16 protein-coding genes are annotated in these 13,570 nt (G+C 41.9%); 14 read left to right on the forward strand and 2 right to left on the reverse strand.

The genetic code is table 11. The features are described 5' to 3' along the window. The first annotated feature begins 45 nt into the window (after nucleotides 1-45). From L1266_RS07100 to ruvX, 6 genes are all read left to right on the forward strand, one after another. Entirely contained in the window at nucleotides 46-939 is an 894-nt protein-coding gene (locus tag L1266_RS07100; RefSeq protein ID WP_054552657.1) for a DUF350 domain-containing protein, read from the forward strand. Nucleotides 940-967: 28 nt separating this feature from the next. Next, nucleotides 968-1,435 (forward strand): hypothetical protein, encoded by a 468-nt coding sequence (locus tag L1266_RS07105; RefSeq protein WP_054552658.1) that lies wholly within the window; start codon nucleotides 968-970, stop codon nucleotides 1,433-1,435. Between the two features lie 62 nt (nucleotides 1,436-1,497). Next, a complete protein-coding gene (gene rsmE / locus L1266_RS07110) occupies nucleotides 1,498-2,232 on the forward strand; it encodes a 16S rRNA (uracil(1498)-N(3))-methyltransferase (protein ID WP_194441911.1) in 735 nt (244 codons plus the stop codon). 68 nt (nucleotides 2,233-2,300) lie between these two features. Then, on the forward strand, nucleotides 2,301-3,254 hold the full coding sequence (gene gshB, locus L1266_RS07115; protein ID WP_054552660.1) for a glutathione synthase: 954 nt from the start codon (nucleotides 2,301-2,303) through the stop codon (nucleotides 3,252-3,254). Nucleotides 3,255-3,278: 24 nt separating this feature from the next. After that, complete coding sequence (locus L1266_RS07120; protein WP_054552661.1) at nucleotides 3,279-3,836, forward strand: YqgE/AlgH family protein; 558 nt, start codon at nucleotides 3,279-3,281, stop codon at nucleotides 3,834-3,836. Between the two features lie 20 nt (nucleotides 3,837-3,856). Then, the gene (gene ruvX / locus L1266_RS07125) at nucleotides 3,857-4,306 is read left to right on the forward strand and encodes a Holliday junction resolvase RuvX (protein WP_054552662.1); all 450 of its coding nucleotides are present in this window, start codon (nucleotides 3,857-3,859) and stop codon (nucleotides 4,304-4,306) included. 67 nt (nucleotides 4,307-4,373) lie between these two features. Here ruvX and L1266_RS07130 read toward each other — a convergent pair whose 3' ends face one another. After that, entirely contained in the window at nucleotides 4,374-5,507 is a 1,134-nt protein-coding gene (locus L1266_RS07130) for a PilT/PilU family type 4a pilus ATPase (RefSeq protein ID WP_054552663.1), read from the reverse strand. A gap of 14 nt (nucleotides 5,508-5,521) precedes the next feature. Then, nucleotides 5,522-6,562 (reverse strand): type IV pilus twitching motility protein PilT, encoded by a 1,041-nt coding sequence (locus L1266_RS07135; protein ID WP_054552664.1) that lies wholly within the window; start codon nucleotides 6,560-6,562, stop codon nucleotides 5,522-5,524. 2 nt (nucleotides 6,563-6,564) lie between these two features. On the opposite strand from L1266_RS07135, the gene L1266_RS07140 reads away from it, so the two are divergent. The 8 genes from L1266_RS07140 (at nucleotide 6,565) to L1266_RS07175 (ending at nucleotide 13,569) form a co-directional block, all read left to right on the forward strand. Continuing rightward, entirely contained in the window at nucleotides 6,565-7,278 is a 714-nt protein-coding gene (locus L1266_RS07140; protein ID WP_138598891.1) for a YggS family pyridoxal phosphate-dependent enzyme, read from the forward strand. Nucleotides 7,279-7,295: 17 nt separating this feature from the next. Further along, on the forward strand, nucleotides 7,296-8,117 hold the full coding sequence (gene proC, locus L1266_RS07145) for a pyrroline-5-carboxylate reductase (protein ID WP_194441913.1): 822 nt from the start codon (nucleotides 7,296-7,298) through the stop codon (nucleotides 8,115-8,117). A 23-nt stretch (nucleotides 8,118-8,140) separates the two neighbouring features. Then, on the forward strand, nucleotides 8,141-8,674 hold the full coding sequence (locus L1266_RS07150; protein ID WP_054552667.1) for a YggT family protein: 534 nt from the start codon (nucleotides 8,141-8,143) through the stop codon (nucleotides 8,672-8,674). Nucleotides 8,675-8,732: 58 nt separating this feature from the next. Then, nucleotides 8,733-9,173, forward strand: a complete 441-nt coding sequence (locus L1266_RS07155) for a DUF4426 domain-containing protein (protein ID WP_054552668.1) — start codon at nucleotides 8,733-8,735, stop codon at nucleotides 9,171-9,173. Between the two features lie 7 nt (nucleotides 9,174-9,180). Continuing rightward, entirely contained in the window at nucleotides 9,181-9,780 is a 600-nt protein-coding gene (locus L1266_RS07160; protein ID WP_235377172.1) for an XTP/dITP diphosphatase, read from the forward strand. Further along, nucleotides 9,777-10,910: a radical SAM family heme chaperone HemW gene (gene hemW, locus L1266_RS07165; protein ID WP_199530223.1), complete on the forward strand. Its 1,134-nt coding sequence runs from the start codon at nucleotides 9,777-9,779 to the stop codon at nucleotides 10,908-10,910. Before L1266_RS07160 ends, hemW begins: the two co-directional genes overlap by 4 nt. A gap of 40 nt (nucleotides 10,911-10,950) precedes the next feature. After that, nucleotides 10,951-12,786 (forward strand): DUF885 domain-containing protein, encoded by a 1,836-nt coding sequence (locus L1266_RS07170; RefSeq protein WP_138598887.1) that lies wholly within the window; start codon nucleotides 10,951-10,953, stop codon nucleotides 12,784-12,786. A 99-nt stretch (nucleotides 12,787-12,885) separates the two neighbouring features. Next, entirely contained in the window at nucleotides 12,886-13,569 is a 684-nt protein-coding gene (locus L1266_RS07175; protein ID WP_235377173.1) for a hypothetical protein, read from the forward strand. The last annotated feature ends 1 nt before the right edge of the window (nucleotide 13,570 follow it).

A 13,570-nucleotide genomic window follows, 5' to 3' on the forward strand; every position in this document is an offset into this window, starting at 1 on the left:
ACCGTACTAGAATGATTATCAAAGAATTATTTAGCAGGGACCTGCATGTCATATTTATCACTATCTAACACGAGTTTAGTCGCGATTGCTATTAGTTTCGCTGTAATCTGCGCCACTATAGTACTGCTACGTATTCTAACGCAAATCAAAGCAAAACAAGCGCTTAAAGAAGAGCTTGCGCAACATGATAACTTTGCCATGGGAATAAGCTTTGCCAGCGAAATCATGGTCGTTATAGCAACTATCGCTTATATATTTGATGAGATTAGCTTAAGTGCAGCCCAATCTAATCCGCTAAAAGTACTTTTACTCATTGTGCTGTTGTTTGCTTTTATAAAAATAGGCCATTTAATTCATCGTAAATGGATTTTGCATCGCTTTAATGAAGAAGCCGCTATTCTAAAGCAAAATGTCTGCGCCGCCTTGGTCGATTCAGGCATGCTAATCGCAAACTGTATTATTGCTCTTGGTCTTTATAACTGGTGCCATACCCAAGGCTATAGCAGCTTATTGATCGCCACAGTGAGCTTTTTTGTGCTGCAAGGTATGTTTGCCCTTGATAGTAAAATCCGTGAGTATCGTTTTGCAAAAGCTAACCAAGGTGCGTCGCTACAAAGTAATTTTAATCTAGAAAATACTTCCATCGGTATCCGCTACGCCGGTAAGTCTATTGGCCTTGCTCTTGCCGGTTATGCTGGTCTTGCCAGTGCATCATTTATTAGTGGTAAGATGGTAGAAAACTTATTCACTTTGGTATCTCATTGCGGTGCTATGTGGGTATTACTTTATATTTTGAGCTACATTATTAAGTATATTTCTTTACCGAATATAGATACTTCTCTTGAAGTTGATCATCAAGATAATATTGGTATTGCGTGTATTGAGTTTGCCGTTTTTGGCGCAATAGGCTATTTACTTATTAGTATGTTTTCAATTTGATACGGAAGTTTTAGTACCGTGAGACTCTATGCCCTTTAAAGTTAATGATTATTTACTAGTTGATATAGACAATGAGTTTAGCCGAGCCTTTACTGAGCATTACTTTGCGAGCGTTGAAGGCTCAACGCTTGTTGTGGCAGGCGCAAATAGCCGCCACATGGTCAAACTTATGTTTGATGAATTAATAAAAGATTACTGTTATTGCGACTTCAGTAATGAAATAAGTGTCTCTGAACTGGCCAGCTACCTGCATGAACACCACAACATTAAAGGTGTTTTAATTAATTTAACCGATTACCAATTAGCGGATGATGCACAAAAATTTATATACAATTCCCTACATAAAATACGTTATTTAGTAAAACAAGAAGAACAAGGTTTTAGCTTTGCGCCTTGCCCCGACAGCGCCCATATTAATCACCTTTCCTGTCAAACAACTATCGCTGAAACGACGACAGATCTTTTACCATTAGCTGAAGAGTTAAATAGAAAATAAATAATTGCACCTAAGCCGCTGTATACTTACCATATTGCTAAATTTATTGATAAGTGACAGTCATGCGAGTTCCACACATTTACCAACCTTCAGCGATTTCTTTAAACACCCCAGTAGCACTAGATGATGATGCCGCAGGTCATGTTGGCCGCGTATTGCGCATGCAAGTCGGTGATAAGGTCTCGATTTTTAATGGTGAAGGAGGTGAATACCTCAGTGAAATTATTGAAGTGAGCAAAAAAAACGTGGTTGTTGAGCCACAGGAATTTGTTGATCATGATGTTGAGTCGCCTTTAAAGATTCACTTAGGCCAAGGTATTTCTCGTGGTGATAAAATGGATTTCACTATTCAAAAATCAGTCGAGCTTGGTATTACAGAAATCACCCCTATTTTTAGTCAACGTTGCGGCGTAAAACTAAGTGGCGATCGCCTTGCTAAAAAACATCAACAATGGCAAAAAATTGCAATTGCCGCTGCTGAACAGTCTGGCCGCAACTTTGTGCCTGTTGTGCACCCTCCTATCGACATAAAAGACTGGCTAGAACAAGCAAGTGATGCGATTAAACTTACTTTGCACCCGCGTGCTGAGCACAGTATTAAAACGATTCAAATCCCCAGTGAAGGGGTACGCTTTTTAGTCGGTCCTGAAGGTGGATTTACCGATGAAGAAATTAACATTGCTAAACAGCAAGACTTTGTTGATATCCGCTTAGGGCCACGTGTTCTGCGAACAGAAACAGCCGCTCTGACGGTATTGAGCGCATTACAATTGCAGTTTGGCGATTTAGCGAATTGAAAACAGTAAAAATACCCATATATCAAAGTAACAAAACACAGTATGGCATACGATTCTAAGGCAAAAATATGGCAATTAAGCTAGGCATAATCTCTGATCCAATTAGTGGCTTTAATATTAAAAAAGACACTGGCTTTGCAATGATGATGGAAGCACAAAAGCGCGGTTACGAAATTTACTACATGGAAATGGATGACCTTTCTCTACGTCAAGGTCAAGGCTATGCAACAGCTGCCAAAGCCCGTGTATTTGATGATGTTAATCACTGGTATGAATTAGAAGAAAAAGCCACCATTGCTTTAGCTGATTTAGACGTTATTTTAATGCGTAAAGATCCGCCTTTTGATACTGAGTACATCTACGCTACCTATATTTTAGAGCGTGCTGAGCAAGCTGGTACGCTGGTTATCAATAAGCCGCAAAGCTTACGCGATGCCAACGAAAAGCTATTCACGGCTTGGTTTAGCGAACATACGCCAGATACTTTAGTAACACGTAGCCAAGCAGACATTCGTGCATTTTTAGCTGAGCATAAAGATATTATTTTAAAACCCCTTGATGGTATGGGTGGTGCTTCTATCTTTAGAGTTAAAGAAGATGATGCCAATATTGGTGTGATCTGCGAAACATTAACCGAGCATGGTAGTCGTTTTGCAATGGCACAAAATTATATCCCTGAAATCAAGCAAGGCGATAAACGCGTTCTTGTGGTTGATGGTGAAGTAATGCCGTACTGCCTAGCGCGTATCCCGCAAAATGGCGAAACGCGCGGTAACTTGGCAGCAGGTGGTAGAGGTGAAGCACGTCCAATTAGCGATTCAGACCGTAAAATTGCAGAGGCTGTTGCACCTACACTGAAAGAAAAAGGCCTTATTTTTGTTGGTCTAGATATCATTGGCGATCGTTTAACTGAAATCAATGTCACTGCGCCAACGTGTGTAAAAGAGATTGAAGCTGCTTATGACATTTCAATCACTGGTCACTTATTTGATGCCATTGAAAGAAAACTGAGCCATACTTAATTTAAACAACAAAAGGGGCGACCTATGCAGTCATTAGAGAACCATTTCTTAATCGCAATGCCAAGCATGCAAGACCCTTTTTTTAAGCGTGCTGTTACGTATATTTGTGAGCACAACCAAGATGGTGCGATGGGCTTGGTAATTAACCAGCCTATCAATATCACCGTGGGCGAGCTTCTCGATAAAATCGAAATTGATAACGATAAAAGTAAGCAAGCAGCAGGCTTAGCTGTATATGCTGGCGGGCCTGTAAAAACCGATCGCGGTTTTGTTTTGCACTCACCAAAGCCTGGTTATGCAGCGAGTCAAAAGCTCAGCAGTGATATTATGATCACCACTTCAAAGGATGTGTTAGCAAGCCTAACAACGAGTGAAGCACCAGAACAATTTATTATCACATTGGGTTATGCTGGTTGGGATCAAGGACAGTTAGAGCAAGAACTGCTGGAGAATTCATGGTTAATTATCAAAGCAGACCCTGAGATCATCTTTAATACACCTGTTGAAAAACGTTGGGAAAAAGCGGTTTCGATGCTGGGTTTTGATGTCGGTCAATTAAGCTCTGAAGCAGGCCATGCTTAACATTTATAATTTTTAAGACTATGACAAAACGAACGTTTAAGGCACTCGGTGAACGCACCGTAATGGGTTTTGACTTTGGCACCAAAAGTATTGGTATTGCCATTGGTCAAGAACTCACAGGAACAGCATCAAGTTTACAAGCTGTAAAAGCGAAAGATGGTATTCCAGATTGGCAACTAATTAAAAAACAAGTGGACGAGTGGCAACCCGATTTAATGGTGGTTGGTTTACCGCTTAATATGGATGGCACCAATCAAGAAGTTACCTTTAAAGCTAAGAAGTTCGCTAACCGCTTACACAACCACTTTGCTATACCGGTTGAAACGCAAGACGAACGACTAACCACCGCAGACGCAAAAGCGCGTTTATTCGAACAAGGTGGCTACCGAAACCTCGGCAAAGGTAATGTTGATAACATGTCTGCTGTGATTATTTTAGAAAGCTTTTTTGAGCAGTTTTATGGTGAGTAGGCGCCTTCAACGTATTTAAAGAGTGCCAGCACAGACAGTGCTGGCATGTAATTCCCTTTTGTTTTAACTAAGATTTACCTTTTTCGTCAAGGCCATCAATAGTCACACCCTGTAAGAAACCAGCCCCTTTTTGTTCATTGTTTTGTAGCTTAATCATTAAACGTAAGTCATTTGGCGAGTCAGCATGGTGCAGCGCATCAGCATAGTTAATGCGGCGCTGTTTATAAAGCTCAAATAATGCTTGGTCAAAGGTCTGCATGCCCATTTCTTTCGATTTAGCCATAGTCTCTTTAATAGAACCGATATCGCCTTTTTTAATAAGCTCTGCCACCATAGGTGAGTTAAGCAAAATTTCGATAGCAGCGACACGCCCTTCCCCATCGGCAGTTGGCACCAACTGCTGAGCAACAATGGCGCGAAGGTTTAGTGCAAGGTCGTACTTTAACTTATCGTGCTTTTCTTTAGGCACCAAATGCATGATACGGTCAATGGCTTGGTTGGCATTGTTCGCATGCAGTGTTGCGACACATAAGTGACCAGTTTCGGCAAAGCTGAGTGCATATTCCATGGTTTCTTGTGAGCGGATCTCACCAATTAAGATCACATCAGGTGCTTGACGCAACGAGCTTTTCAGCGCTGATTCAAAGCTTTCTGTATCAAGACCAACTTCACGTTGAGTGATAATGCTTTTACGGTGCTCATGCACAAATTCGATAGGATCTTCAATAGTAAGAATATGACCACGTTGATTGCGGTTACGATAACCTAGAAGCGCAGCAAGCGAGGTTGACTTACCCGTACCAGTACCACCTACAAATAGCACTAAGCCACGTTTTGCCATAATCACGTCGGTTAACGTTGATGGCAAACCAAGTTCATTCACATCAGGAATTTGTGTCACGATACGGCGAATAACCATTCCAGCCCTGTCTCGTTGCCAAAAAGCAGAAACACGGAAACGGCCTTCATCAGTTGCAATTGCAAAGTTACATTCTTTGCTGTCATGGAACTCTTTGCGCTGTTTGTCGTTCATTGCTGACTCGACCAAAGCGAGTGAATCCTCATCAGAAAGTTTTTCATCGCTTAAAGGTATTAATTCACCGTTTACTTTTGCACTGACTGGCAGTTGGCTAGAAACAAACAAGTCAGAGCCTTTTTTGTCGATCATGACTTGCAAAAAATGATTTAAAGGTAAAGACATTTTATATAGCTCCGTTAGCCACCAAACTGGGTTTTATCTTGCGCTTTAGCTCGCGCATCAACATTAGTAATAATGCCGTAGTTAACCAAATTACCTAAACATTGGTCCATGGTCTGCATGCCATGCGATGCACCAGTTTGAATTGATGAGTACATTTGCGCAATTTTATCTTCACGGATCAGATTTCGGATTGCAGGAATACCGATCATGATTTCATGGGCTGCTACTCGGCCGCCGCCTACCTTTTTAAGTAAAGTTTGCGAGATTACGGCACGCAATGATTCTGACAACATTGAACGCACCATGTCTTTTTCTTCACCTGGGAACACGTCAATGATACGGTCAATGGTTTTTGGTGCAGAGGTAGTATGCAAGGTTCCAAACACTAAGTGCCCCGTTTCTGCCGCAGTCATCGCTAAGCGAATTGTTTCAAGGTCACGCAGCTCACCCACTAAAATAACATCAGGGTCTTCACGTAGTGCACTTCTAAGTGCATTAGAGAAGCTATGCGTATCACGGTGAACTTCACGTTGGTTAATAAGGCTTAGCTTATTTTCATGTACGAATTCGATTGGATCTTCGATAGTTAAAATATGGTGATGTTTAGTTTGATTAATATAATCGACCATCGCCGCCAAAGTCGTTGATTTACCCGAACCCGTTGGCCCGGTGACTAGCACCAAACCACGTGGATTGTCGGCAATGGTTTTAAAAATATCTGGGGCACCTAAATCATCCAGCGTTAAAACATCACTTGGGATAGTACGAAACACCGCCGCAGGACCACGGTTTGAATTAAATGCGTTAACACGAAAACGCGCAAGGTTTGGCACTTCGAAAGAAAAATCCACTTCGAGATTTTGTTCATAGTCCTTACGCTGATTATCGTTCATAATATCGTATACCAGACTATTTACATCTTTTTGTTCTAATGCTGGAATATTAATACGACGCACATCACCATCAACACGTATCATAGGTGATACGCCTGATGACAAGTGTAAATCCGAGGCTTTGTGTTGCACACTAAAGGCCAATAATTCGGTAATATCCATTTATGACTCCACAACCAACTGATAATTATATGGTTACAATAGCAGAACGACTTACATCCGCCTACGCAAGAATTGCTCAAGCTGCAAAAAATAATCACCGCGATGAGCAATCAATCAACCTATTGGCTGTTTCAAAAACAAAACCTGCCGACGATATTATTGCTGCCTATAAGCATGGTCAACGCCAGTTTGGCGAATCATACGTTCAAGAAGCGGTAACAAAAGTCACAGCATTGGCTGATTATAAAGACATTATTTGGCACTTTATCGGCCCTATTCAATCGAATAAAAGTGCCCAAGTAGCCACACATTTTGATTGGGTACAAAGTGTTGACCGCACTAAAATTGCAAAACGTCTTAATGAGCAACGACCAGCCGACAAAGCCCCACTCAATGTATTAATTCAAGTTAATATTAGTTTAGAAGAGGCAAAGTCAGGCTGCCACCCAGACGAGCTAATGGCATTGGCCGAATTTATCAGTCAATGCCCTAATTTATGCCTGCGCGGTGTGATGGCGATTCCTGCCAAAACCGACGATGCCCAGCTACAATTACAATATTTTGAGCAATTAAGCGCTTGCTTTGATAAACTAAAGGCCCAATATCCCCAAGTAGACACCTTGTCGATGGGTATGAGTAACGATGTTGAAGCGGCGATTGCAGCGGGTTCAACCATGGTACGCATTGGCACGGATATATTTGGCCAACGAAATTAAAAGGTGATAACAGACATATGTCAGACAAAAAAATCGCATTTATAGGCACGGGTAACATGAGCTACGCCATCATTGGCGGCATGGTAAAGAACGGTTTTGCAGCAAAAAACATCATTGCAACCAATCGCAACCAAGAAAAATTAGCTAAGGTTGCTGCTGATTTCGGGGTGCAAACTACCGCGGATAACAACGCGGCACTTCGCGATGCTGATGTGATTGTCTTATCTGTTAAACCACAAATGATGGGCGATCTTTGCCAATCATTCCAAGATTCAGGCGTTGATTTTAGCGACAAGCTATTTATTTCAGTAGCAGCAGGTCTTACCGTAAACCGTTTACGTGAAATGCTAGGTCAAGATGTGAAAATGGTGCGTTGTATGCCAAATACACCATCATTACTAGGCCGTGGTGTTTCTGGCCTTTATGGCGCTGGCGAAACCACTGAAGAGCACCAGTTTGTACAACAAGTTTTTGAGTGTACAGGCATTGTTGTGTGGGTTGAGCAAGAGTCACAAATCAACGACATCATTGCTGTTACAGGCTCATCACCTGCTTACTTCTTCTTATTTATGGAAGCTATTGAAGAAAAAGCGAAAGCACTTGGCTTTAGTGATGAAGATGCGCGCCGTTTAGTGCAACAAACCGCACTGGGTGCAGCCGAAATGGCACTGTCGCAACCAGACATCAGTATTTCTCAGCTACGTGCAAACGTAACCTCTAAAGGTGGTACGACTCACGAAGCTGTTGAGCATCTTAAATCACAAGGTTTAGTCGGCACTGTTGCAGATGCAATGGATGCCTGTATTGCTCGCGCTGAAGCGATGGAAAAAGAACTTTAAGCTTACTTTTTGAAGGTAAAACTATGCAAGCCATGCACTTTTTAGTTGGGATTATTTTTGATCTCTTTTTAATGGTGGTCCTTTTACGCTTTTGGTTACAAGCGGCAAAAGCTGACTTTTACAATCCTATGAGCCAGTTTGTGGTGAAAGCCACTTCGTTCGCAGTGAACCCACTTCGTAAAATCATCCCAGGAGTGGGTGGCTTTGATATTGCTTCGTTAGTGCTTGCTTATTTAGTTGCTGTAGCCAAACTCAGTGTTATTTTTCTGATGTTTTATAACGCTTGGGCGCCAGGTCCGGTATTTATTCAAGCGTTAATTACAGTAATTAAAGAAGGTTTAAACTTGCTATTTTGGGTATTAATTATTCGTGCTTTACTTAGCTGGGTAAGCCAAGGCTACAACCCAATTGAGGCTGTATTCCACCAGCTAACTGAGCCGATGTTACGTCCTATTCGTAAGATTATCCCACCACTAGGTGGTCTAGACCTATCAATCTTAGTGTTGATTATTGGTCTACAGTTTTTACAGTTTTTAGTAATGGATTTAATTGGCTAAGCGTTTAACGTGAAGCAGTAAGGGGCCGAAAGGCCTCTTTTATTAAGTGAGATATACCATGAAGCAATTTATTTATTTTTCTTTGATTGTATTGAGTTTATTTACAACTTTTGCCAAAGCTGATGAACAAGCAGGCGCCCAGTACAAGGTTCTTGGCCCTTGGGAAGTTCATTACATTGCATTTCCATCGACTTTTATTCAGCCAAACATCGCTAAAAACTATGATTTAGAGCGTAGCCCTAGCAAAGGGATTATTAATATTTCGGTATTAAAAAACAGCGATAAAACAGCGCAGACAGCAACTTTAACTGGCACTGCACGTAACCTACTTGGTAATAAAAAGCAGCTTACATTTAAAGAAGTTGTTGAAGGCGATGCGATTTATTACCTCGCGCAAATCGATTACAGCAACGAAGAAATTTACCGTTTTGATATCGAAATTAATCAAAACGGCAAACTACAAACGCTGAAATTTCAGCAAAAATTTTACGTAGATTAATAGACCTATGAACAACACCTTGGTTTTAGCCACGGGTAACCCTGGCAAAGTAAAAGAGCTGGCAAGCATGCTCAGCCCACTTAATATTAACGTGGTTCCACAAAGCGACTTTCAAGTGCCAGACGTGCCAGAAACAGGCACCACATTTGTTGAAAACGCCATTATTAAAGCGCGCCATGCAGCAAAGATCACAGGCATGCCTGCGATTGCTGATGACTCAGGCCTTGAAGTAGACGGCCTAAATGGTGCGCCAGGTGTGTACTCTGCACGCTTTGCCGGAGCAGCTGCTAGCGATCAAGATAATATCGACAAGTTACTAAAAGAGCTTGCTGATAACCCTGTTCGTAGTGCGCGTTTTTGGTGTGTGTTAGTATTAATGCGCCACGCCGACGACCCAACACCGCTTATTTGTAGTGCCAGTTGGGAAGGCGAAATCACCCATAGCCAAGATGGTCAGGGTGGTTTTGGTTATGATCCTGTTTTTTACGTACCATCTGAGCAATGCACTAGCGCTCAGTTAACTAAAGAGCAAAAAAATGCCCTTAGCCATCGCGGCCAGGCTTTAAAACAACTACTTGCGCAATTGCAGCAAAAAGGCGGCCTGTGAGTTTACCGCCTTTAAGTTTATATGTGCACGTGCCTTGGTGCGTGCAAAAGTGCCCATACTGTGACTTTAATAGCCATGGTCAAAAAGGCACAATCCCCGAAAAAGAATACGTTCAGCATCTTATTGATGATCTCAAGGCCGATTTGCACTTAGTGCAAGGGCGTAAAATCCACAGCATTTTTATTGGCGGCGGCACGCCAAGCTTATTAACCGGTGACGCATATACTCGCCTACTTGGTGAAGTCGACAGATTAATTGGCCTAACTGATGACTGTGAAATTACCCTAGAGGCAAACCCAGGTACCGTCGAAACAGGTCGCTTTAAAGAATATGTTGCCGCTGGCATCAATCGTATTTCGATTGGTGTGCAAAGTATGCAAAACGACAAGCTAAAAGCCCTTGGTCGTATTCATGGTGCTGATGAAGCAAGTTATGCGGCTAAACAAGCACACCAAGCGGGGCTAAACAGTTTTAATCTTGATTTAATGCATGGCTTGCCAGGGCAATCTGTTGCAGACGCCTTAAGCGACCTTGAAAAAATTATTGCCCTTAATCCTCCTCATATCTCTTGGTATCAACTAACCATTGAGCCAAATACGCAGTTTGCTTCTAAGCCACCGACCTTACCTCATGACGACACCCTTTGGGATATTCAAGAACAAGGTCAAGCGTTACTCGCAGCAGCAGGTTATGAGCAATACGAGATCTCAGGCTACGCCAAGCCCGGCTACCAATGCCGTCATAACTTGAATTATTGGCGATTTGGCGATTATCTCGGTATCGGCTGTGGTGCTCATGGTAAAATTACTGATGAAAATAAAGTCATCACCCGCACCGTGAAAGTTAAGCACCCGCGGGGCTATATGGACCTTGCCAAACCGTATTTATATCAGCAATGGCAAGTAGCAGAAGACGACTTAGCTTTTGAATTCTTTATGAATCGTTTTCGTTTAGTCGAACCCTGCCCCAAAGCTGATTTACCTTTGCTTACAAGTTTGTCACTGCAAAGTCAGGAACAAGCCTTGACTGAGGCAATTGCAAAAGGCTTACTAATTGATGATAAAGATAACTGGCAGGTAAGCCAAAAAGGCCATCGCTTTTTAAATGACCTGCTAGAATTATTCGTTTAAGAATTATAATTAAATTTCTAACAACTACAAAGGAACGATAATGCGTAAACTGACCTTCATCGCTGCGGCGGTAAGTGTTGCATTGCTTGGCGGCTGCCAACAAATGCAAGAGCAACCGAAGCCTGCACCAAGTGTACAAAGCCAACCTGTACAAAGTGAAATCGATAAAGCTAACGCCTTCTTCGAAGATACTTTTAACCGTGATGTAATGAAAAGCCCTATTTATCAAACATACATGGGCATCAAAAAAGATTACGACAAATGGGACGATGGCAGCGAAGAGCGCGTTTTAGAAGACTTTGAACAAACTAAAGCTGACCTAGTTGCGCTTAACGCAATTAACCGTGACCTATTAGATGACGCAACAAAAGTAAGCTACGACCTTAAAAAGCAAGATTTAGAAAACGAAATTGCTGATTTCAAATGGCGCCATTACAACTACCCTGTGAACCAAATGTTTGGTGTTCACTCGATGATCCCTGCGTTTTTAATCAACCAACATCAAATTGCCGATGTATCTGATGCTAAAGCGTATATCTCACGTTTAAATGGTGTTACAACGGTTATTGATCAACTAATCAAAGACCTTGAAGTACGTGCAGATAAAGGCATTATCGCGCCTAAATTTGTTTTCCCACACGTGATTGATTCAAGCAATAATATCTTACGCGGCGCACCATTCCATGATGGTGAAGACTCAACGTTACTTGCTGACTTTAAACGTAAAGTTAACGCATTAGAGATTGCTGACAGCGAAAAATCTGCACTTATCAGCGACGCTGAAAAAGCCCTAAAAGCAGCAGTAAAACCTTCTTACACTAAGCTAATTAACTTCTTAGCTCAGTTAGAAAAGCGCGCTGATGACCGTGATGGTGCTTGGAAATTCCCTGACGGCGAAGCGTTCTACAACAACGCTTTAGCACGTACCACAACAACTGATTTAACAGCGAAAGAAATCCACACTATCGGTTTAGCTGAAGTCGCGCGCATTCACGACGAAATGCGTGCAATCAAAGATAAAGTAGGCTTTAAAGGTGACCTTAAAGCATTCATGCAATTCATGAAAACTGATAAGCAGTTCTACTACCCTAACACCGCTGAAGGTAAACAACGCTACCTTGATGAAGCAACAGCGCTTATCGATAACATGAAATCTCGTCTAGACGAGCTATTCATTGTTAAGCCAAAAGCTGACCTTAAAGTTAAAGCAGTTGAAGCATTCCGTGAAAAAGCAGCAGGTAAAGCGTTCTACCAACAACCTGCACCAGATGGTTCACGCCCAGGTATTTATTACGCAAACCTTTACGACATGGAAGCAATGCCAACATACCAAATGGAAGCACTTGCATACCACGAAGGTATTCCTGGTCACCACATGCAAATTGCTATCGCGCAAGAGCTTGAAGGTGTACCTAAGTTCCGTAAGTTTGGCGGCTACACAGCGTATGTTGAAGGTTGGGGTTTATACTCTGAGCTAGTACCAAAAGAAATGGGCTTATACGAAGACCCTTATTCAGACTTTGGTCGTCTTGCGATGGAATTATGGCGCGCATGTCGCCTAGTAGTAGATACAGGTATCCACGCAATGAAGTGGACACGTCAAGAAGGTATCGACTACTACGTAAATAACACACCAAATGCGACGTCTGATGGCGTTAAAATGGTTGAGCGTCACATTGTAATGCCTTCACAAGCAACGGCATACAAAGTAGGTATGTTGAAAATTTTAGAGCTTCGTGAAGCGGCTAAAGAAAAACTAGGCGATAAATTCGATATTCGTGAATTCCACGATGTAGTACTTAAAAATGGTGCAGTACCATTAAATGTACTAGAGAAGTTTGTTGACCAATGGGTTGCTAAGAAACAAGCAGCTTAACCAATAAAGACTTGAAAAAGGCCGCTCAGCGGCCTTTTTTATTTATTTAAACAAGTAGTTGAGCTATAAATGTATAAATAATAAAAAACGAGTATCTCCATGCAAAGCGCGATTGAGCAATTGAACAGCCGACTTCAACATCATCAGTTAAAAGAACTCATTGCCGATTACCAAAGTTTATCGGGAGTTTTGCAAGCGGCACAATTACAGCATATCTATCAATTAGCGTGCAGTAGTGAAGTTAAATATTTGTTTTTACAAAATGTGGCAGCGCATTTACTCGAAGCAAGCCCGCTGCCAAGTGAAGCTGTAGCCTTAATTGATGATATCGATAAACTGAGCTTTTTCACGCCTGGTCTTAAGTTTCAAAATGCTTTTTGTATTACCGACAACCAAGGCAATACCCTACTACATCACTTATTTACGCAGTGTCAGGCTAATAACCTACCCTTTAATTACTTGCGTTCGTTAATGTTATTTGAAAGGAACGAAAGCTTGGGTGTTGCGTTAAAAACATTAAATAAGCAGCAGCTCACTCCTATAGGTTGCTTTATAGCGCTAAACAGCACGACTCAGATGCTAGCCAAACATGAATTCTCTGCATTATTAGCCATGATGGAAGTCGACCAAAGTCACAGCCCGAGCGCAGTCAGCGCCTTGGTAAATACCCTTAAGCAATTTTATGGTGCCAATCAAGCAACGAGTAGCGACAGTAAAGTGCTGCTTTGCGCGGCCTATTTGCAAGTGCCAACGGCACAGTTATTAAACGCGCTCAATCAATAAC

Source organism: Pseudoalteromonas sp. Cn5-37, assembly GCF_021532495.1.
Classification (GTDB): domain Bacteria; phylum Pseudomonadota; class Gammaproteobacteria; order Enterobacterales; family Alteromonadaceae; genus Pseudoalteromonas; species Pseudoalteromonas simplex.

Bases quoted from the DNA above. Each gene is read 5' to 3' on its own strand.
- L1266_RS07100 (WP_054552657.1), top strand. From the start codon at position 46: ATGTCATATTTATCACTATCTAACACGAGTTTAGTCGCGATTGCTATT.
- L1266_RS07105 (WP_054552658.1), top strand. From the start codon at position 968: ATGCCCTTTAAAGTTAATGATTATTTACTAGTTGATATAGACAATGAG.
- rsmE (WP_194441911.1), top strand. From the start codon at position 1,498: ATGCGAGTTCCACACATTTACCAACCTTCAGCGATTTCTTTAAACACC.
- gshB (WP_054552660.1), top strand. From the start codon at position 2,301: ATGGCAATTAAGCTAGGCATAATCTCTGATCCAATTAGTGGCTTTAAT.
- L1266_RS07120 (WP_054552661.1), top strand. From the start codon at position 3,279: ATGCAGTCATTAGAGAACCATTTCTTAATCGCAATGCCAAGCATGCAA.
- ruvX (WP_054552662.1), top strand. From the start codon at position 3,857: ATGACAAAACGAACGTTTAAGGCACTCGGTGAACGCACCGTAATGGGT.
- L1266_RS07130 (WP_054552663.1), bottom strand. From the start codon at position 5,507: ATGTCTTTACCTTTAAATCATTTTTTGCAAGTCATGATCGACAAAAAA.
- L1266_RS07135 (WP_054552664.1), bottom strand. From the start codon at position 6,562: ATGGATATTACCGAATTATTGGCCTTTAGTGTGCAACACAAAGCCTCG.
- L1266_RS07140 (WP_138598891.1), top strand. From the start codon at position 6,565: ATGACTCCACAACCAACTGATAATTATATGGTTACAATAGCAGAACGA.
- proC (WP_194441913.1), top strand. From the start codon at position 7,296: ATGTCAGACAAAAAAATCGCATTTATAGGCACGGGTAACATGAGCTAC.
- L1266_RS07150 (WP_054552667.1), top strand. From the start codon at position 8,141: ATGCAAGCCATGCACTTTTTAGTTGGGATTATTTTTGATCTCTTTTTA.
- L1266_RS07155 (WP_054552668.1), top strand. From the start codon at position 8,733: ATGAAGCAATTTATTTATTTTTCTTTGATTGTATTGAGTTTATTTACA.
- L1266_RS07160 (WP_235377172.1), top strand. From the start codon at position 9,181: ATGAACAACACCTTGGTTTTAGCCACGGGTAACCCTGGCAAAGTAAAA.
- L1266_RS07170 (WP_138598887.1), top strand. From the start codon at position 10,951: ATGCGTAAACTGACCTTCATCGCTGCGGCGGTAAGTGTTGCATTGCTT.
- L1266_RS07175 (WP_235377173.1), top strand. From the start codon at position 12,886: ATGCAAAGCGCGATTGAGCAATTGAACAGCCGACTTCAACATCATCAG.